Origin of the sequence: Exiguobacterium sp. s183, assembly GCF_018617655.1 — a bacterium.
GTDB lineage: Bacteria > Bacillota > Bacilli > Exiguobacteriales > Exiguobacteriaceae > Exiguobacterium > Exiguobacterium aestuarii_A.
Window position 1 is genome coordinate 455,428 of the sequence record NZ_JACSKN010000001.1, and the last position, 18,175, is coordinate 473,602.

Consider the following 18,175-nt stretch of genomic DNA (forward strand, 5'->3'; position numbering starts at 1 on the left):
TGGGTCGCTTTCCTGTAATCGTTGTAAGCATAATTTTCGAAGGAGAGGACTCAGATGATAGAAAGTGAGCGGCTGGACACTCATGGTGATCGAAAAACCAAGATGAAATTCATCCTTCTACTCGCGTTACCAGCGATTGCCGAGAATTTTTTCCAAACGTTGCTCGGATTTGTCGATACGCTGTTCGTCTCAAGAATCGGCCTAGCAGAAGTGTCAGCGGTAGGAGTGACGAATGCCATCCTCGCCATCTACTTTGCTGTCTTTATGGCAATCGGTGTGGCAGTAAACGTTTATGTCGCCAATAACTTAGGCTCAGAACGAATCGAGCGCGCGAGACATATCGCGCAGCAGGCCATCGTCCTATCTGTCGTGGTCGGGGTGACCTTTGGGGTCGTGACGCTATTTTTCGCTGAGCCTCTCCTGCGGTTGATGGGGGTGGAGAATGACGTTTTAGAAGCTGGTAGCATCTACTTCAAAATTGTCGGGATCCCATCGATCGTGATGGCATTGATGTTTGTGCTCAGTAGTATCTTACGAGGTGCGGGAGATACAAAATCACCGATGAAGGTAAGCATCGTCATCAATGTCGTCAATATTGTGCTCGACTATATGTTGATTTTCGGTTTTTGGATCATTCCCGAACTTGGTCTCGTCGGAGCGGCACTCGCGACCGTCATCGCCCGGCTCGTCGGGACGCTCTTATTGATGAACTATATTCGTAAGACGGAAGTGATCGCCTTCAGGAAAGATTTCTGGAGACCGGATCTCGAACACCAGTTGGAGCTCGTGAACCTTGGAAGCCCGGCGGCTATCGAGCGATTGGTCATGAGAGCCGGACAGATCGTGTATTTCGGATTCATCGTGCTACTCGGGACGAACACCTTCGCCGCGCATCAAATTGCAGGGAATCTAGAGGTGTTCTCTTATATGTTGGCATATGGTTTCGCGACAGCAGCAACCATTCTCGTCGGTCGCAACATCGGAGCGGGAGACCACGAGACCGCCAAAGAATATGCCAGATTGAGCACGTTCATGGCGATGGGCTTCATGTCCTTATTCGGGGTCGTCTTATTCTTCTTCGGAGGATGGGCAGGTTCACTTTTCACCGACGATCCCCAAGTCATCAAAGACATCGATGTCGCGTTAAAAATAGCAGCGGTCTTCCAGCCTTTCCTAGCAGTCGTCCTTGTATTGACCGGTGGATTCCAAGGAGCGAACAATACGAAGTTTCCAATGTATCTGACCACGATCGGTATGTGGGTGATCCGGACTGGGGCAGTATATGTATTGGCGATTCAGATGCAGATGGGCATTGCAGGAGTGTGGATCGCCATCGGTCTAGACATCATCTTTAAGGCGATCGTCCTTTGGATTCAATTCAGCCGAGGGCGTTGGATTGTAGCGGAATCCGAACCACAGAAACCCTGTCATCCCCAAACCAAGCATGAAGACGTGCGATGTATAAATAATTACTAACACTGGGCTAGAAATTGTAGGAAAGAGCAAAGTTGTTCTTTCCTTTTATCTTTTCTGAAAAAGTTATTAAAGGAGCCCGTCACGCCGACCTAAAGAAATCGAATCAGTGGTGAAAAACACACATATGTCATGCGGCCTGTAGCTGCTCGATTATAAAAAATGGATATTTTTTTGTTCAGTATAGAAAAAACCTGGTCTTCGTCAAAAAGAACCAGGTAATTAAGAAAGTTATTGTTTATTCAAATCCATATTAGTTGTCAGTCGATGAATATGAACGGCTAGATAAGCTATTTCCTCATTAGGAATTGTCACACCGTGCAACTGTTTAAGGTAGTCCCGTACTTTGAATGAACCATTCATGGCCTTTGGGTAGATGTTCGCAATCTGTTCAAATAGTTGATCGGATTCTTCATTCAATATTTTTCCAGCATAAAAGCGTTCAGCGAAATATTTCACATGTGTGATGAATCATGAATAACGAATATCTTCTTCATCGGTTTCAATATTGTAAGCATTATGAAAATGTCCAATCATGAGAAGTATATTCAATTTCTAAACGAGCGCCAAGAAGTAGTGGAAGCCCATCGTGTATCAGGAGAAGGATGTTACCACCTAAAAATAAAAGTGACATCTCAGGAAGAACTGAATCTCTTTCTAAATTCGATTCTTGAATACGGGAATTATACGCTTTACTTGTCTATCAACGAAATCAAGCGGCGTCTCTCGCCAATAAAAGACGTATAAAATATATCGCTAGCTGTACAAAAGTTGATAGAGACAGTTAAACACCTTAGAAAAATCATTTAATTCTATGAAAAAGCTCAAATTCTTGTGAACTGCCCCATAAAAATTGGACATAAAAAAATCTAACTTTGGGCTAACCTAAATTTTTGAGACAATATAAAAACACCTTCGCAGTGGTCCACTTTAAAAAAGTGCTGGCATCGGAGGTGTTTTTGCGTGGGCAAAAACGTATATTCAAGTGAAGTGAAGTGAAGTGAAGTGAAGTGAAGTGAAGTGAAGTGAAGTGGGCAGTGGTGAGAGACAAACTAAGTTGTGAGTTGACGACTAGAGAGATTATGGAGAAGCACGGAATCAAAAATGAATTCCAGATTCACACATGGATGAGATGGTATCGGTCCAATGAAATCTATCGATTCGGCCAACCGATCGGTAAGCAGTACACCTACGGACTCGGTCCTGATTCCGCCAGCGAGGATGACAAGAAAGAGCGTCAACTATCCCACCTGAAGACGGAGAACGAAATCTTAAAAAAATTCATGGAGATCGAAAGAGAGTTGAGAAAGAAGTAGTCCTAAAGGTTGTAGAGCTCCTGAGGAGCAAATATACAGTCACGACAATCCTACGTGTGATAGACGTTCCGCGGGCAACCTATTACCGTTGGGCCAGAGAACCGGTGAAGCACCCTTCGGTGCTAGAGCAAACAATCGTCGCAGTATATAAGCTTACAAAGTATCGATATGGACATCGAAAGATAAAGGCCCTGTTAGAACAAACCTATGAATTGGCAGCAAACCGGAACACCGTACAGAGAATCATGAAGAAGCACCATCTCCAGTGTCGGATCAAACCCAAACGAAAATGGAAGTCTCAGGGTGAGAGTATCGTCATCGCCCCTGACCTTCTCAAGCGAGACTTCACTGCCAGTAGACCGAATAAGAAGTGGATGACGGACATCACCTACATCCAATACGGAGGCACGACGAAGTACCTCTCCACGATCATCGACCTATTCAACAATGAGATTGTTGCCTATAAGCTATACGATCATCAACAGACGCCCCTCGTCATCGATACGTTAAGGATGGCGTTGGAGAGTCGGAACAATCCCGAAGGGGTTATCATCCATTCAGATCAAGGAAGTGTCTATACATCATATGCCTTTCAAGATTTCGTAAAGAGGAAGTATCTGACGAGCAGCATGTCTCGAAGAGGCAACTGTTGGGATAATGCGGTGATCGAATCGTTTCATTCGAACTTGAAGTCTGAGGTGTTCCAGTACGTCAAGTTCAACTCGTTAAGCGACTATGAAGTGCGTGAGCGGGTGAATAATTACTTAACTTACTACAACGAAGAACGTATCCAAGAAAAATTAGGCTACCTCACACCGATAAATTATGGTGTGGCGGTAGCCTAATCAAGGTATTTTTATTAGTGTCTCATATAGCTAGGTCAGTCTAATCTTTTCTTTTTTTTAGGTTACAAATAGTTCATTGGGTTGACACTATTCGCTGCAGAATAACTGCTGTATTTATAACTGTTTTTATGAATCTCAAAGTGCAAATGATTTCCGAACGAGTTTCCTGTATTCCCAACTGTTCCAATCTTCATACCTTTAGAGACTGTCTGACCACTTTTTACCGAAAGGCTGTTCATATGAGCATAAACGGTTACGTATTTTTGATTCTGTAGACTATGTGAAATCATAACGTGTTTACCGTATGCACCGCTGTTTTTAGATGTAATGACTTTTCCACTGGCAGAAGCGTAGACGGGTGTGCCTTTTGCTGCAGCTAGATCAACGCCATTATGGAATGTATAACCGTAAGCACCATTAGAGTTTCCGTATCCTTGGGTCAGCCGACCTTCTGTAGGAGAAGCAAAAAGAGAGTTATTATATGATGTTTTTTTGGCAACGTGGCTCTTATATTTTTTTAGGTAAGAACTATAGATATACCGTGTGTTTCCTTTGTAAAGTACTTTTGTCCAAGCCCCTTTTTTTCCTAAATAAGAAAAGGTCTGCCCAGTGTTAGTGATGCCGACAATTTTGTGATTGAGAGAAGGACCAGTCCGAACACGAAGATCGTCTGTCTTCACTTTTACGTTATATGCACTACTTGCCTCGACTTTTGGACTATGCATCGAAAAAGTTGTTGTGAGTAAGATACTAGAAGCGATAAGTATTACCTTGTTTTTCATTAGTTGTACTCCTTTAAAGATAAAGATACAGTGACGAACGATTTGTTAAAAGGAGTATAGCATCACTATATTACAAAAAAGTATATCAAATTCATTTCAAAAATTGACAAGAGATTTAATCAAAAAATGCATAGTTTTTTCACAAACGGATTTTATGATAAAAATTAAACACATTTCTTTTTTATAAATATTCCAAAAAATAGATTTATTTTTTGTGTGTAGGAAAAAATTGATGGAATTATCTTTTTTGTTAGCTTTTGGGCAGGGTTTTTATCTTTCATTTCGCCATGTTGTCTGGCTTTATATCCCGTTTTTTTATCTTACATTACAGGGGTTTCAGTTAGAGAGTTAAAAGAAAATGAAAAGTGGAACTGGAATGGAGTTCCCCATACATTAGTTTTCCTACTTGGATTTTCGAGCGTATTTTTAGTGATGGGTTTTTCAACGTCATACTTGGCTGATTTTTTTATAGTGTATAAAGATGTTTTACAGATGAGCGGTGCACTTATTTTATTCATATTTGGTGTTATTCTAACTGGTCTATGGACTCCAACATTTTTACTTAAAGAGCGAAAATTGAACTTAGGAACAAGAAAGCGTGGCTATATCGGAACGCTTTTGCTCGGAGTCGGATCAGCTGCTGGATGGACTCCTTGTACAGGACCAATTCTCGCTGGAGTTATTGCTTTGATTGCCACAAATCCTGGTAATGGATTTTTATATATGCTCTTTTATGTTCTAGGTTTCTCCATTCCATTTTTCTTAATGTCGTTTTGGGTCGGGAAATCAAGATATTTAATGAAGTATTCTTCAAAGGTTACAAAAATAGGTGGAGGGTTTATGATTTTATTAGGTATCATATTGTATTTCGATGGTCTAACGAAACTAACTACAATATTGATTGATTTTACAGGGTTTAGAGGGTTCTGACGCTCTATTTTCTATTTCAAGAGGAGATGCATCGTAAATGTTTCGTAAAAATGTCCTGATGATGGGAGTAGAGGAAAACTGGAAAGTGATGGAGAACATAAAACAACTTAAACCCTCAGGTATAGATATTCATATTTCTTCAAAAGAAGGATGGGTTCGAAAGCTACTTCCTGATTTTAAATATTTTGATTCATTTTCAAAAAAAGAATCAGAAGAAGGGTATATTAGTAATCTCATTGAATATTGTACTTCTCAAAAAATAGGCTGGATTATTCCTTTAAGCGAACAAGAAGCAACTACGCTATCGAAACACAAGTTAAAAATGAGAGAAAATAACGTAATGTTTATAACATCCTTTGATTTGGATAAAACAATACTTCATGATTCATTTTCGGTTCAAGGTAATACCTTTACTTACTCTTTTGACCAATTAAAGAATGCGCCTGAAGGTGTAAAGCTGGGGAAAATTGATGCATATATCGATTATCGATCTGATGAAGTGATTTGCTGTTTTATGAGAGAAGAGTATGAACGGTACCAAGATACTGTTCTTTCATACGAGGTGTTTGCCAACTCGATTTTAGAGGAGTGCGTAGCAATAATTGCTCAAAGGCTTAATATAAAGGGTTCTTTTTCTTTCGATTATCAACGTGATTCGGAGGGAATGTATACGATTACAAAAATAGAATGTTTCATGACGCATTCTACTCGTGAGGCTATTTTTAGTGATTATGATTTCGCTAATTATTTGTGGAGCAATATTCAAGGAATTGTCCTTTTAAAAGAATCAAATGATAAAAGCTCTTTTGTGTATCGCCTAAATGAAGAATACTTTCTTTTCTAAATCTCAACAGTTTGTTTTTATATGTAATCATCTTAAATGAGAAAGGTACTTTATGAATAAACTTTCATTTAAAATAACGTTATTTTATTTTTTCGGGATTCTCATGATTTTCATTCTCTCATCTGCTATTGTATACAACATTCTTGAGCATCAACAAGTAGAAAGTGAACTGGAGAGCCTTCAAGAGAGAGGCAATAGTCATCGAGATGTTCTTTCCACTAACTTCGACAAGCAAACAGTTGAACACGTTGTTTTAATGGAGGAAAAGGCGATGACTGATGTGATTATCTTGGACAAAAATAATCAAGTCGTCGATTCATCTAACGACGCTGAACAATTTTTGAACCTGGATTGGATTCAAAAAAAGGATGGAATCGTAGAAGGTAATTGGAGAGAAGGCAAATTTTTAGTGACGGTGAGTAATATTGAAGATGGCGGTCAAATAATCATGTTAGAGCCGACGAAGTATATACAGCATTTGATGGGGGAATTGAAACAACAAGTAGTGTTCTCTCTATTCTTGTTAGTACTTTTTCTATTAGTAAGTGTTTATTTTTTGAGTTATATCATTATAAAGCCACTTTTATCAATGAAAGAGGCGACGGTAAAGTTAAGTCAAGGCGAGGTGCTGAAAATCAGAGAAGCTGAGAGAAGCGACGAAGTAGGAGATTTAGCACGAGCGATCACTAAGTTATCTGTTGATTTACGTCACATTCAAAATACAAGAAAGCAATTTCTGACTTCAATCACACATGAATTGCGTACGCCGATTACCTACATCAAGGGATATGCAGGACTCCTCAAAAAAGACGAATCGAGATTTGGAGATATTATCTATGAGGAATCCGAAAGACTTCAAGAACTGATTGAGGATTTGTTTGAACTTGCTAGATTGGAAGAGCCACATTTTCAAATAGATCCTCAGATTACAGAGATGAATGATTTCTTAAAACAGATCAGTGAAAGAATAATTTTTAAATTTGAGGAGAAACAAGTGAAATTAATTCTTCAAATTAATAAAACTCCCATCTACAAAGAGATAGACCAAGCTAGATTCGATCAGGTTCTCTTAAATTTACTGGATAACGCGCTAAAATATACACATGCGAACAAACGCGTATTTTTAAAACTTGATGAAAACTTTATTGAAGTTACGGATGAAGGTGGTGGTGTGGATGAACAATCACTCCCGTATCTTTTTGATCGTTTTTATCGAGTAGATTCTTCACGAAATCGTGAAACAGGAGGTACTGGGCTCGGTCTGGCTATCACGAAAGAAATAGTTGAAGCGCACAAAGGGACCATCGTAGCTATTAATGTAGAAAACGGGCTGAAGGTTGTCATTGACTTGAGGGGGATTCCAGGATGAGAACCATTGCTTTGGTAGATGATGAGAATCGAATGTTAGAACTGATCGAACTGTATCTGCAAGACAGTTATACCTGTATTAAGCTGAACAGCGGAAAAGAGATATTGAACTTGATTGATGTAGATGAGCCTGACTTAATCATATTAGATGTGATGATGCCTTTAATGGATGGTTTTGAGACTTGTCAAAGGATAAGAGAAGTTTCGAATGTACCAATCATTTTATTGACAGCACTCGACGGAAAAGAAGAAATCGTAAAAGGATTGCAACTGGGAGCAGATGATTACATTGTGAAACCGTTCGACGAGGCGGAATTGAAGGCAAGAATTCAATCGATTTTCAGACGAACTACAGTTTCTTCAGGATCAAAAATCGAATCGTCGGGTCTAATCTTAAATGAAGACGCCCATGAGCTGTATTACGATAATCATTTAGTCAAAGTCACACCAAAAGAATTTTCATTACTTGCTAAATTATTAAAAAATCCAGAACGTGTCTATTCAAGAGAGGAACTGCTCTCAAGTTTATGGTTAGCAAATGAGTGGACAGATGAACGAACGGTCGATTCTCATGTAAGAAACTTAAGAGAAAAGCTTAGGAAACTCGAGTTTCCTATTGAAGAACACTTTCGCACAGTATGGGGAATTGGTTACAAGTGGGTTCCTTAAATAAGGAGAAAGAAGACAAGAGAGGAACGGTTAAAAAACCGTTCCTCTCTTGTATATCGTTTATTCTGCAGATAGTTCGTCTTCAGTCACCCATTTATGATTTTTCACTTCTTCACCTGTAGTCGATTCAAAATCAATCATATACACTGTTGTTTGCTTAGCTGAATCGATAGTGGCCGTAGCGTCCTTCATTCCTCCCATATGATCCGCGTCTACTTTTACTTCATCGCCTACTTCATAAGGAGATGACTTGGCATCTACAATCTCTTCTTGAATAATCCATTTATGATCCGTGACGCGTTTCCCGCCATTTGTAGGGTCATAAGAAATGCTATAAGCAGTAGTATCATAAGCACCTACAATTTTAGCCTCAGCCCCTTTCATGCCTTCCATATGTGCTTCTTTGATCATCGCCATGTCGCCAACTTTAAATTTAGGGTTTTTAGCCTCTTGGAGCCCTTTCGGAACCTCTTTCGATCCAGACATGTCCATCGTCGAATGATCCATACCATCCATATTTTTATCCATGCTTCCTGTTGATTTAGAATCATCACTATTGCTTCCGCACGCAGCGAGTGCTAAAGAAAGCGAAGCAGCCATAGTTGTCATAATAATCTTTTTCTTTAATTTCATAAAAATTACCTCCAATTGCTTTTTTATGCTTTCCATAGACTCTATCACATAAATTTGCAGAAACATTGCAGAGAGCAGAAAAGTAACACATTGAAAAAAAACTATAAAATTCATGGGTAGAAAGACATAGTTCTTTCACAATCATTCTTTAAGTTAAAGATAATAATTGATTGGAAGGAATGATCCATATGAAGATAACATGGTTAATCGCAACTATCGGTATCTTCACTCTCATGATTATAGTGGGCGGTTCGTATTTACTTCTTACCCGAGGTACTATGTCAAACAACAAACAGCACATGGGATCTATGATGAATGGAGGAAACACTACTACAAATCAGAATATGATGGAAGGTATGGGACATGGTGCGAGTGTCGATTTAAAATCAACTGAAGAAAAAGAGCGACGATTAAACATCCCTAAGATACTAAAAGCCGATCGTGAAACCAAGAATTCCATTCAATACACGATTGTCGCTAAACAAGGGGAAACAAAGTTCTTTCGAGATGCTAAAAAAAACTAAAACTCTAGGATATAACGGAAATTATTTAGGTCCTGTAGTGGAGTTAAAAAAAGGGAAAACAATAACAATCCGTACGGTGAATCGCTTATCAGAAGCCACTACATCCCATTGGCACGGTCTTGTTGTACCATCATCCGTAGATGGTGGACCACATCAGGTCGTGAAAGCTGGTGAGACGAAGGTAGTAAAGTTTAAAGTGAAGCAAAATGAATCGACATTGTGGTTTCATCCACATCCAATGGGTAAGACTGCTGAACAAGTATACAAGGGGTTGGCAGGATTGTTATACGTAAAAGATGAAAAAACTAAAGAGACGATGCTACCTCATAAATATGGTGAAAATGATATTCCATTAATTCTTCAAGATCGAAAAGTTAAAAATAGGAATGTCCTTGAATATGCTGATGTAGAAAAAATAGATGGGGCTTTAGGCGATACCCTCCTCGTAAACGGAACGATTAATCCGTATTTTAACGTGAAATGTTCGCAACTTAGGGTCAGGTTGATAAATGGTCCAATGCACGGAACTATGCAGTGAAGTTATCTGACGGCTCATCCTTTAAAAAAAATTGCTGATGATGGTGGTTACATCTCAAAAGCGAAAAACGTGAAAAAAATTGAATTAAGTCCAGGCGAACGTATAGAGGTATTGGTAGATTTTTCAAAAAGAAAAATTGGTGAGACTGTTTCATTTGAAACGAATGGAGTAAGGGTCGTTAACTTCAAACTGAAGGATAAACAAGGGGCGAACCTAAGTGCATTGGCGCTGAAAAATGGATATGAAAAGCCGCTAAAGACCTTGTCTACAGTGAATCAAAAATTAACTCTTTTCGGAATGGGCAAAAATGTTGAAATCAATGGGAAAAAGTTTGATAAGACGAGAATTGATATTAAGGCGAAACAAGGAGAATCGGAAATTTGGGAGGTCTATAATAAAAAAGACATGATGGGTGGAATGACTCATCCCTTTCACATTCATGGAGTCCAATTCAAAGTATTAGAGCGAAACGGACAGAAACTGGATAATCAAGAAACAGGTCTAAAAGACACTATCGCTATAAAACCAGACGAACGAGTTAAGATTCAGATGACTTTCAAGGAAAAAGGTGTATTTATGTACCATTGCCATATCCTTGAACATGAAGTGAACGGAATGATGGGTCAGTTGAAAGTGGACTAAAAAATAGGTGAATGTTTTCATCTTTTCTTCACAAACTAAGGGAATAGGCTTTGTGTAAGTCAAAAAAGACGGAAAATGGAGGCATTTTAGAATGAATACTGGACAACAAGAAATCTTAGGTGCCCTACACAACTGTATAGTGACTTGTAATGAATGCTTTGATGCGTGTTTGAGTGAACATCATGTTTCTTCGATGGCAGAGTGTATACGTCTAGACAGAGATTGTTCTGAAATTTGTAGTCTTTTAGTACAAGCTATTTCTCGAAACAGCAGCAATATTGATGTTCTTGCAAGAAGCTGTGTTGAAATTTGTGAAAGATGTGCCGACGAATGTTCGAAACATGATCATGATCATTGTAAAAAGTGCGCTGAGGCCTGTAATGAATGTGCAAAAATCTGTCGTAAATTAATTGCTTAAAGCGAAGTGTTAAAAATGAAGGAGCATCTATGTCGCCATGCCGAAAAAGGTATGAGCTAAAAAGCTGATGCTCCTTTATCTATAAAAACTACGGTACTTAGTTATGAAAAATTTCATAACCTTTATAGACCAGTAGTATGGTGAGAAAAAAGAAGGATACATAGAGAGTAACGATTAAACTCTTCATAAATGCTTTCTATATAATCAACTCCATCCTATAGTTTGAGTTGATTATATAGAAAGTTCGTGAAAATAATGAGGAAATAGATTGACAATCATTTATTATTAAAAAATTCTAATGTAAGAGGTGGTGGCTAGGATGGATAAAATATTAATTGTTGATGATGAAATAAGAATGAGGCAATTATTAAGACTTTATCTAGAACAACAGGCATCTGTGCATGAGCTGGAAGCACTTCTACAACGAATCGATGTGAAGGACATCGAATTGGCCGGCGATATTCTCCAACTTTATGAAACTGAAGTAGGGAATACGGTCAACAACATGGCTCTCCTTGGACTAGGTGATCACATTAATTTTGCGGTCGAACGTGCGCGAAAAGGGATGAACTTCCGTTCTGCGTTAGAGTGGGAAATTAAGCAGTTGTATGCGAAAGAGTACTCGGTCGCATCGGCGGAGATGAGTTCGTGATCCTTTCGCCTTATCCTTTGGACTTCAAGAAAGCGACATTTAAATACGAGCTCTCAATCGGAGATGTGCCGGTGACGCTCGATGCTTCAATTGGAGAAGCTGCTTATCCGACAGACGGGGACTCACTAGAGACACTGATTTTGGTCGCAGATGATGCGATGTACATACAAAAATATACATGATTGAGTCACGACATGCCATGACTCGACAACAAAAGAGAGTGTACACGTTTCGACGTCGAAATGTATACACTCTTTTATATATCCATCAAAGTGGAGTCGAATCGATTGTCTGGAAAGCACTCTGTCCCTTTAGAAATATACACATCTCAAAGTATTGTCGTCGCTTTTGATTATATATGACCATATATCATTTTTTTGTATACAAAAATCTAGATTGATCAGGAGAGGTAATTATCGAGATTAGGCGGTACGAGCGTAAGGTTAAGAAGGGCTCGATGAACGCATCAAGGACTCTTCCAACAACCGAGACTCTTCTAATAGTTCTTTTAACGTATTGCTCTACGGGTTCAATGAGATTTGAGTATGTCCGATGCTTCCAAAACTGAACGAACGCTGCATCAATACACCCAGGAATGTCAGCTTGTCTGTACTCGTGTAAAACGATACGAATTCCGGGTCGTCGCTTAGCCTCGCCAGGAGGGCAGCCTCACGTTCTTGAGGGGGAAGTTGTTGAAAGACTGGATCACCGATCGATTGATAATAGGCGTCACAAGCGTAAACTAGTGTAAATTTAAGTTCGAGAGCAGCCGCGTGGTCATAGATGAGTTCAAAATGGCGAAGGTCGTTGTCATTCACTTGTGACAGAAGATGTAAGAAGAAAGCGGACTCACTATTCGCAGCGAGTTCTGGCCGGGCGAACACTTTCGCAGAGTAGATGGCCAATAGAATGGTCGACTGATAAGAGTGATTGGTCTCCGAAATCTCTTTGGCACGGGCGATGAACAGTTTGACGACATCATCGCGTGTCTTGAACTCATCCATGAGTCAGGACATGTTCTCGAGGGTCATATCGCCCTCCGAATACAGTTTCCATGCAAGATAGTCCATGAAGCGGTGTCGGTATCTCACATAAGGAGACTTTTCGAGCTCATCGGAAAGACTGACCGAGAGAAGTTTGATTGGGTTAGTTGCTATTTCACAAGCAAGGGCTCCGTAATGACCGAGTGGCACAGCAGACTCTAAAACAAGTTTAGAGGCATATTTGACGACTTTGCGGATTGGTTTTCGTTTCTTTCCCATGTAGCATCCTCACACCTTCCTGTAAGGGCTGGTCAACAAACGATTGGACGTCAATAGTGGCCGAACAATTTTTTGAGAGACCTCCACTTCGGCGGGTAAGCATTGCTGCCGCTATAGGAACTAGTCTCCTCCCCCTTCTTACAGACCTCCAACTTCCACTGGGTCCCATCGTGAGTGATTGTTTCTGTTTCTACGAACAACTCCGGCCAGAGATGCGTCTTAAAAGAATTGAATTTCTTTAAGACTTTTGCAGAGTCATCCTGGTTGTACCAACCGGATTCTATCCGTTGTTCCTCGCCAAACGTTTGAAGGATCAAGAGTTCTCGTTTAACGAAACCGTTCGAATGAAAAGTCAAAATGGACTCGTTATAAACGCCAAAACTCCCGATCCATAGCGTCACTTTCATGATAGGGTCTGTTAGTGTTAATTCACTAAGCGGAATGGTTGGCTCTAAAGCTAAAGACTGACGACGTTTGTTCTTTAACTCTGACTCCTGAAATTCCTTCTTGTCGAGAGAATCATCTTTTTTGTGCATCCTAATTCCTCCCGTTACATAAGTTTGATGTTGTACGAAAGTCATTTGTAATGGAGAATTACATAACTGTGTAGAATAAAGGAAGTAATTATCCGAAATGACTTTTCATGGGCTCATCACCATAAGGTGTGGTTGACACATAAAATCCATCGGATTTTGAATTGAACATAGAAAAAAAGCGAAAACCCCGGTGTCGTAATTGTTGCTTAGACAAACCACGATTGGAGTTTTCGCTTTGCCCCAACAGTTTATCAAATTACTTCTTCCACTTCCAGCCTTTTTCAGATCCAAATGTCGTCAGACGAAGAACCAAACGTTTTTCCGGTCATCCCGGGTCAACATGACATCCCTTGTCCGCTGTGCCAGAGAAAGACCATCCTGCATTCGAAAAAGCGGCGTCGCTTTCGACACGGTCATGCGTGGAACGTCGGTGTACTCTGGATCGAACTGGATGTCCCACGTCAAAGATGCAGCTCTTGTGATTTGACGTTCGTGTATGACTACGCTCTCGGGCTCGTCCGCACTTCCACCGAGGTTTTCCGGAAAGGCATCGCAAAACGTTGCCACGGACGGACAATCTCAGATGTCGCACGCGAGTACGGCCTCCCTTATACGACGGTGGAGCGCTGGTTCTATCAGTAGCTTCGGTGGAGACGATGGAGCGTGCAACGCATGTCCTGGTCGACGAGTTCGCCACGAGAAAGGGGCACCACTATGCGACGATTGTCCTCGATGCCAAGAGTGGCCAGCTTCTGTCCATTGTCCCGGGCCGGGACGTGGCAGCCATCACGGCAGCACTTCAAGGCATATCCGAGGATATCCGTTCTGTCGTCAGTGATTTTGCACCGGCGATGGCGAAGGCCATCAACCATGTCTTCCCGGAGGCAGAACATGTGCTGGACCGGTTCCACCTCGTCCAGTTCGTCACGGACGCCCTTCGCCGACGGCGTCGTTTTTTGAACGAGGCAAGACGCCATCACCACGTTCGCGTGATCGATCGTTCGCTCGCGCGTCGCCCGGAAACACTGACTGGGGAAGACCGGGAGGTCGTCCGTTCCTGTATTCAGGAAGATCCATTCATTCGGAACCTCTATCAAGGGCTCCAACATATCCGGTATGTGCTGAAGGCGACGTGCGAGATACAGGCGCAACGGCGGCTGTCGGACTGGTTGGACCGTTATCAGTTCCATCCATGCGGGCCCCTGGCGAAGATCGCGAAAGCAATCCGGGTCCGGGAGCAAGCGATGCGCCAGACCATCGTGTCAAGGCTGTCGAACGGGAAGATGGAAGGGACGAACAACAAGATCAAGCTCATCAAACGCCGTGGTTATGGCTATCGAAACCTCGAACGATTCTTTTTAAGATTGCGCCTCGAGATCGGTCGTCAAAATAGCAACCACGAGTTATGGTGATGAGCCAGAAAAAGAGGATGAATTTATCGAAGTTTTCTCAAACAGGGGGTAAAATTACAAAGAATTTTTTCTTTTGTTCTTTGCCCAGATCACTAGAAACGATAGAAAGATCAAAATAAATAAGCCGTACTGATAACCGGGAGGTATGGACTCTACAAGGCCATAAACAACAGCCACTTCAAGAGAAACGGCCGGAATTTTACCGATGGTGCTGGCAATAATGAATAAGCCACCTGGAATGGGCGTCAAGGCCGCCCCTGCTGTTACCAGACCTGATGGGACAAAAGGAATTAAGCGCAGCAAGATGATTGCCCAGAAGACGCGGCTTATTGAAGAACTCTGGATGTACCTCCAGAACGGCCGCTTTAACCACTTTGGATTAACTTTTGAAAACCCATATCGATATAGGTAAAATCCGACGATAGCGCCAAAAATCTCCCCCGACAAAGAAAGGATGACGCCAATGGTTAACCCTAAAGAACTGATATTGAGAGACGTGAGCAAAAAGCTTGGGAAAAAGCCAACTGCACCCATACTTATGTTGAAAATGAGAAGCAGCAGAAATTCTAAAACGGGGAACTGAGTGTTTATGGTATAATCCGCCTCCTGCGCTGTTTAAAAAATTGATGGTATATAAAAGTTCAGTTGAATGAAATTTTAAGATAGAGAAGTGCGTTCTATATCCGTTTTTTTCGAATTCGGTAATACACTAATCCTGAAAAGCCAACGACGAGGAGGAACAAATAGATTGAACTTAAAATCCCAGGTGGGAAAAATGTGCGAACGTCTTCAGAATTAGAAGAAAGGTTTGTCTCAGAAGCACTGACAACGGGAAACTGATAAGAAGACAAAAGAGTGCCATCCTGATCAGTAATCCTTAATAGTCCATCTTCTTTTACAGCGATTGTCACTTGCTCATCTGTTTGGTGTGTATAAAAGAAATCGCCTGGCGTAATGTATTCCACATCACCGGCAAAAAAGCTGCTTTCTTTCGGAATGCTCACTGTTTTAAAATTTTCAAATCCAAAATCCAAAAGTTGAATAGTGTCAGCATAAGCTTCTGCCTCTGTGTCGCTTTTTAAGGTGACGACAATTAAATTCAGGTTTTCTCTTTTGGCTGTCGTGGCCAGCGTGACGCCTGCTTCTGGCACAAACCCGGTTTTACCACCCGTAACGCCTTCATAAGGTTTTTCCCTTAATAGTTTGTGGTGGGTATAAAGCGTGGTATCCCAGGATTCACCGTTCCAGGGCAGTTCTTTTGTTCCAAATATTTTCATGAATTCATCGTTCTTCATCGCATATCGGGTTAACTTCGCTAAATCTTCGGCTGTCGTAACATGCTCGGGATCAAAAAGACCGTGGGGATTTTCGAAGTTCGTATTCCGCAGGCCAATTACATCTTCTAAATATAAATTCATATCAGCAGAAAATAACTCAACGCTGCCGCTGATGTGTTCAGCAATGGCGACGCCGGCATCATTTCCAGAGTTGACTAAGAGGCCCAGCAACAGTTTTTCTAAAGTCACTTGTTCTCCCTCTTCCAAATAAACACGGGTGCCTTCCGTATTGCGTGCTTTTTTACTGATGGTTACAACATCATTTAATTTTCTGTTTTCAATTGCATAAATGGCTGTGGCAATTTTTGTTAGGCTGGCAGGATACATCTGCGACTGTGCATTTTTTTCATAGAGGATTTCTCCAGTCGTTGCTTCCATGACAATAGCTGCTTCACTGGATACGTTTGGCAGGGAAGGGTCATCAGTTTTACTGAAAACGGACGAAACGATTAAAGTGTTGATCATGATTAAAATGGTTGAAACAACACTTAGTTTTTTCATAACTATTCCCTCCTGAGTGATTATTTTAGTTCTGCTTTATTATATAATTGACGGTTTCCCGGTCCGAATCAGTCGGTAAATGAAAGGTTTGCTGGTATTTCTCGTGTCCTTTACCGGTAATCACAATCCAGTCGCCTTCCTTGCTTTCATGGATTGCTTGCTGAATGGCGAGTGTACGGTCTGGAACGATGCTGCCTTTTGAGTTGCCGTATGTTTCATTTAGTTGGTTTAAAACTTCCAGCATATCTCCTGGAGAAACATTGTTCAGGTCGTCCAACGTTAAAATGTAGCGGTCACTCATTTCAGCAGATATGGATAGCATGTGCTTTCTCTTGCTGGCATCTCGATTTCCACGAAAGCCGAAAATATGGGTTATTCGTTGGGCCCCTTGTGATTTTGCAGTTTCCAGGCAGTAAGAGATGGCATCCGGAGTATGGGCATAATCCACAATAACGATCGAGCCCTTGGCCAGTTTCGTGATCTCAAAGCGTCCATCGACTCCCTTGAAATGGTGAATGGAGTTTAAGAGCTTTTCTTTGGGGATACCCAGCAACAATGATGTTCCGTAGGCCATTAAGGTGTTATACATATTGTGCATTCCGGTCATGGCAGCGACCATTTGATACGTTTCGTTACTTTCAATCACCCGCATAGTGGAGGACAGTGAATGAAATTTTGCAACACGCAGGTTGCATTCAGTGGATGTGCCAATTGCATAAATCGGTTTTCCCTTTGTTTGCAGGATTCCACAGAGCTTTCGTCCCCACTCATTATCTGTATTCACTACAGCAATCCCATGTTCTTTCATCTGATTGAACATTGTAAGCTTCGCCTGAAAATATTCTTCCATGGAACTGTGATAATCCAGGTGTTCATGGTGAAGATTGAGGAACAAGCCGTAATCAAATTCAATGCCTTCTAACCGATACTGGGCCAGTCCATGAGAAGAAACTTCCATAATGACGACCTCATCCTGACTGAGGGTCAACAGTTTATGGAGAGCGAGTGAATTTGGTGTGGTGTTCGAGCTTTTCATTTTTTCGCCATTGATAATATTTTGGTTGGTACCGATGACAGAACAACTCATACCGTTGCTTTCCAGAAAGTGCTGGAGCATATAGCTCGTCGTCGTTTTTCCGTTGGTGCCCGTAATTCCAATCATTATTTTCTGGTCAGATGGACGGCCATAAAAATTCCTGGCCAGGATGCCAAGCGCTTTCCGGCTATTTTCCACCTGTAAATAAGGGACACCTAACCGGGTAATTTCTTGTTCTCCGATGACAAGGGCTGCCCCTTTTTCAATTGCCTGGTCAATAAACCCGTGACCATCAATTTCAAATCCTTTAATAGCAACAAACACAAAACCTTTTTCCACATCGCTTGAGTTATCGGCAATCCCCTTGATGTCTAATTCTAATATTCTGGAATCTAATCGGGAGATTAGACCGGATTCGTTCAAAAGCTGATTTGTTTTCATAGATTTGGTGACCTCT

25 protein-coding genes are annotated in these 18,175 nt (G+C 41.1%); 15 read left to right on the forward strand and 10 right to left on the reverse strand.

The window, feature by feature from the left end; all coding sequences use genetic code 11:
- Positions 1-54 precede the first annotated feature (54 nt).
- Entirely contained in the window at positions 55-1,476 is a 1,422-nt protein-coding gene (locus KNP62_RS02360; protein ID WP_214782725.1) for an MATE family efflux transporter, read from the forward strand.
- A gap of 228 nt (positions 1,477-1,704) precedes the next feature.
- Here KNP62_RS02360 and KNP62_RS15560 read toward each other — a convergent pair whose 3' ends face one another.
- Positions 1,705-1,932: a PRD domain-containing protein gene (locus KNP62_RS15560; protein WP_353047502.1), complete on the reverse strand. Its 228-nt coding sequence runs from the start codon at positions 1,930-1,932 to the stop codon at positions 1,705-1,707.
- A 66-nt stretch (positions 1,933-1,998) separates the two neighbouring features.
- On the opposite strand from KNP62_RS15560, the gene KNP62_RS02370 reads away from it, so the two are divergent.
- Together KNP62_RS02370 and KNP62_RS02375 are read left to right on the forward strand one after the other, a co-directional pair.
- The gene (locus KNP62_RS02370; protein ID WP_251125598.1) at positions 1,999-2,220 is read left to right on the forward strand and encodes an Lrp/AsnC ligand binding domain-containing protein; all 222 of its coding nucleotides are present in this window, start codon (positions 1,999-2,001) and stop codon (positions 2,218-2,220) included.
- Positions 2,221-2,752: 532 nt separating this feature from the next.
- Positions 2,753-3,634: an IS3 family transposase gene (locus KNP62_RS02375; protein ID WP_353047514.1), complete on the forward strand. Its 882-nt coding sequence runs from the start codon at positions 2,753-2,755 to the stop codon at positions 3,632-3,634.
- A gap of 62 nt (positions 3,635-3,696) precedes the next feature.
- On the opposite strand, the gene KNP62_RS02380 is transcribed toward KNP62_RS02375, so the two are convergent.
- Positions 3,697-4,416 carry a peptidoglycan DD-metalloendopeptidase family protein gene (locus tag KNP62_RS02380; RefSeq protein ID WP_214782733.1) on the reverse strand — a complete coding sequence of 240 codons (720 nt, stop codon included), beginning with the start codon at positions 4,414-4,416 and terminating at the stop codon, positions 3,697-3,699.
- A 294-nt stretch (positions 4,417-4,710) separates the two neighbouring features.
- Here KNP62_RS02380 and KNP62_RS02385 point away from each other — a divergent pair, with 294 nt between their 5' ends.
- From KNP62_RS02385 to KNP62_RS02400, 4 genes are read left to right on the forward strand one after another with little or no spacing between them, the layout of a single operon-like run.
- A complete protein-coding gene (locus KNP62_RS02385) occupies positions 4,711-5,346 on the forward strand; it encodes a cytochrome c biogenesis CcdA family protein (RefSeq protein ID WP_483299202.1) in 636 nt (211 codons plus the stop codon).
- Positions 5,347-5,383: 37 nt separating this feature from the next.
- Positions 5,384-6,190: a hypothetical protein gene (locus KNP62_RS02390; RefSeq protein WP_214782736.1), complete on the forward strand. Its 807-nt coding sequence runs from the start codon at positions 5,384-5,386 to the stop codon at positions 6,188-6,190.
- A 52-nt stretch (positions 6,191-6,242) separates the two neighbouring features.
- A complete protein-coding gene (locus KNP62_RS02395; RefSeq protein ID WP_214782739.1) occupies positions 6,243-7,559 on the forward strand; it encodes a sensor histidine kinase in 1,317 nt (438 codons plus the stop codon).
- Positions 7,556-8,227 (forward strand): response regulator transcription factor, encoded by a 672-nt coding sequence (locus KNP62_RS02400; protein WP_214686845.1) that lies wholly within the window; start codon positions 7,556-7,558, stop codon positions 8,225-8,227. The genes KNP62_RS02395 and KNP62_RS02400 overlap by 4 nt, the downstream gene beginning before the upstream one ends.
- A 60-nt stretch (positions 8,228-8,287) precedes the next feature.
- Here the strand turns inward: KNP62_RS02400 and KNP62_RS02405 are convergent, their stop codons facing one another.
- Entirely contained in the window at positions 8,288-8,860 is a 573-nt protein-coding gene (locus KNP62_RS02405) for a YdhK family protein (protein WP_214686843.1), read from the reverse strand.
- A 188-nt stretch (positions 8,861-9,048) separates the two neighbouring features.
- On the opposite strand from KNP62_RS02405, the gene KNP62_RS02410 reads away from it, so the two are divergent.
- The 6 genes from KNP62_RS02410 (at position 9,049) to KNP62_RS02435 (ending at position 11,816) form a co-directional block, all read left to right on the forward strand.
- A complete protein-coding gene (locus KNP62_RS02410) occupies positions 9,049-9,384 on the forward strand; it encodes a hypothetical protein (protein ID WP_214686842.1) in 336 nt (111 codons plus the stop codon).
- Positions 9,368-9,922 carry a multicopper oxidase domain-containing protein gene (locus tag KNP62_RS02415; protein ID WP_214686840.1) on the forward strand — a complete coding sequence of 185 codons (555 nt, stop codon included), beginning with the start codon at positions 9,368-9,370 and terminating at the stop codon, positions 9,920-9,922. The genes KNP62_RS02410 and KNP62_RS02415 overlap by 17 nt, the downstream gene beginning before the upstream one ends.
- Before the next feature lie 69 nt (positions 9,923-9,991).
- The gene (locus tag KNP62_RS15565) at positions 9,992-10,564 is read left to right on the forward strand and encodes a multicopper oxidase family protein (RefSeq protein WP_214782742.1); all 573 of its coding nucleotides are present in this window, start codon (positions 9,992-9,994) and stop codon (positions 10,562-10,564) included.
- Between the two features lie 91 nt (positions 10,565-10,655).
- On the forward strand, positions 10,656-10,982 hold the full coding sequence (locus KNP62_RS02425) for a four-helix bundle copper-binding protein (protein WP_214720047.1): 327 nt from the start codon (positions 10,656-10,658) through the stop codon (positions 10,980-10,982).
- A 319-nt stretch (positions 10,983-11,301) separates the two neighbouring features.
- Complete coding sequence (locus tag KNP62_RS02430; protein WP_214686834.1) at positions 11,302-11,634, forward strand: PRD domain-containing protein; 333 nt, start codon at positions 11,302-11,304, stop codon at positions 11,632-11,634.
- Positions 11,631-11,816: a diguanylate cyclase gene (locus tag KNP62_RS02435; protein WP_029336154.1), complete on the forward strand. Its 186-nt coding sequence runs from the start codon at positions 11,631-11,633 to the stop codon at positions 11,814-11,816. The genes KNP62_RS02430 and KNP62_RS02435 overlap by 4 nt, the downstream gene beginning before the upstream one ends.
- A gap of 339 nt (positions 11,817-12,155) precedes the next feature.
- On the opposite strand, the gene KNP62_RS02440 is transcribed toward KNP62_RS02435, so the two are convergent.
- From KNP62_RS02440 to KNP62_RS02455, 4 genes are all read right to left on the reverse strand, one after another.
- Positions 12,156-12,638 (reverse strand): hypothetical protein, encoded by a 483-nt coding sequence (locus tag KNP62_RS02440; protein ID WP_214686833.1) that lies wholly within the window; start codon positions 12,636-12,638, stop codon positions 12,156-12,158.
- Between the two features lie 3 nt (positions 12,639-12,641).
- Positions 12,642-12,896, reverse strand: coding sequence for a hypothetical protein (locus KNP62_RS02445; RefSeq protein WP_214782745.1), 255 nt, complete (start codon positions 12,894-12,896; stop codon positions 12,642-12,644).
- A 50-nt stretch (positions 12,897-12,946) separates the two neighbouring features.
- Positions 12,947-13,432 carry a hypothetical protein gene (locus KNP62_RS02450; protein WP_029336194.1) on the reverse strand — a complete coding sequence of 162 codons (486 nt, stop codon included), beginning with the start codon at positions 13,430-13,432 and terminating at the stop codon, positions 12,947-12,949.
- 297 nt (positions 13,433-13,729) lie between these two features.
- Entirely contained in the window at positions 13,730-13,999 is a 270-nt protein-coding gene (locus KNP62_RS02455) for a hypothetical protein (protein ID WP_214784099.1), read from the reverse strand.
- 9 nt (positions 14,000-14,008) lie between these two features.
- Here KNP62_RS02455 and KNP62_RS15715 point away from each other — a divergent pair, with 9 nt between their 5' ends.
- Positions 14,009-14,074, forward strand: coding sequence for a hypothetical protein (locus tag KNP62_RS15715; protein ID WP_353047515.1), 66 nt, complete (start codon positions 14,009-14,011; stop codon positions 14,072-14,074).
- Positions 14,075-14,088: 14 nt separating this feature from the next.
- On the forward strand, positions 14,089-14,844 hold the full coding sequence (locus KNP62_RS02465; protein WP_214782753.1) for an ISL3 family transposase: 756 nt from the start codon (positions 14,089-14,091) through the stop codon (positions 14,842-14,844).
- Positions 14,845-14,898: 54 nt separating this feature from the next.
- Here KNP62_RS02465 and KNP62_RS02470 read toward each other — a convergent pair whose 3' ends face one another.
- From KNP62_RS02470 to KNP62_RS02480, 3 genes are all read right to left on the reverse strand, one after another.
- Complete coding sequence (locus KNP62_RS02470) at positions 14,899-15,378, reverse strand: TVP38/TMEM64 family protein (protein ID WP_214686824.1); 480 nt, start codon at positions 15,376-15,378, stop codon at positions 14,899-14,901.
- A gap of 143 nt (positions 15,379-15,521) precedes the next feature.
- Entirely contained in the window at positions 15,522-16,682 is a 1,161-nt protein-coding gene (locus KNP62_RS02475; protein WP_214782756.1) for a D-alanyl-D-alanine carboxypeptidase family protein, read from the reverse strand.
- Positions 16,683-16,707: 25 nt separating this feature from the next.
- Positions 16,708-18,159, reverse strand: a complete 1,452-nt coding sequence (locus KNP62_RS02480; RefSeq protein ID WP_214686820.1) for a UDP-N-acetylmuramoyl-L-alanyl-D-glutamate--2,6-diaminopimelate ligase — start codon at positions 18,157-18,159, stop codon at positions 16,708-16,710.
- Positions 18,160-18,175 lie beyond the last annotated feature (16 nt).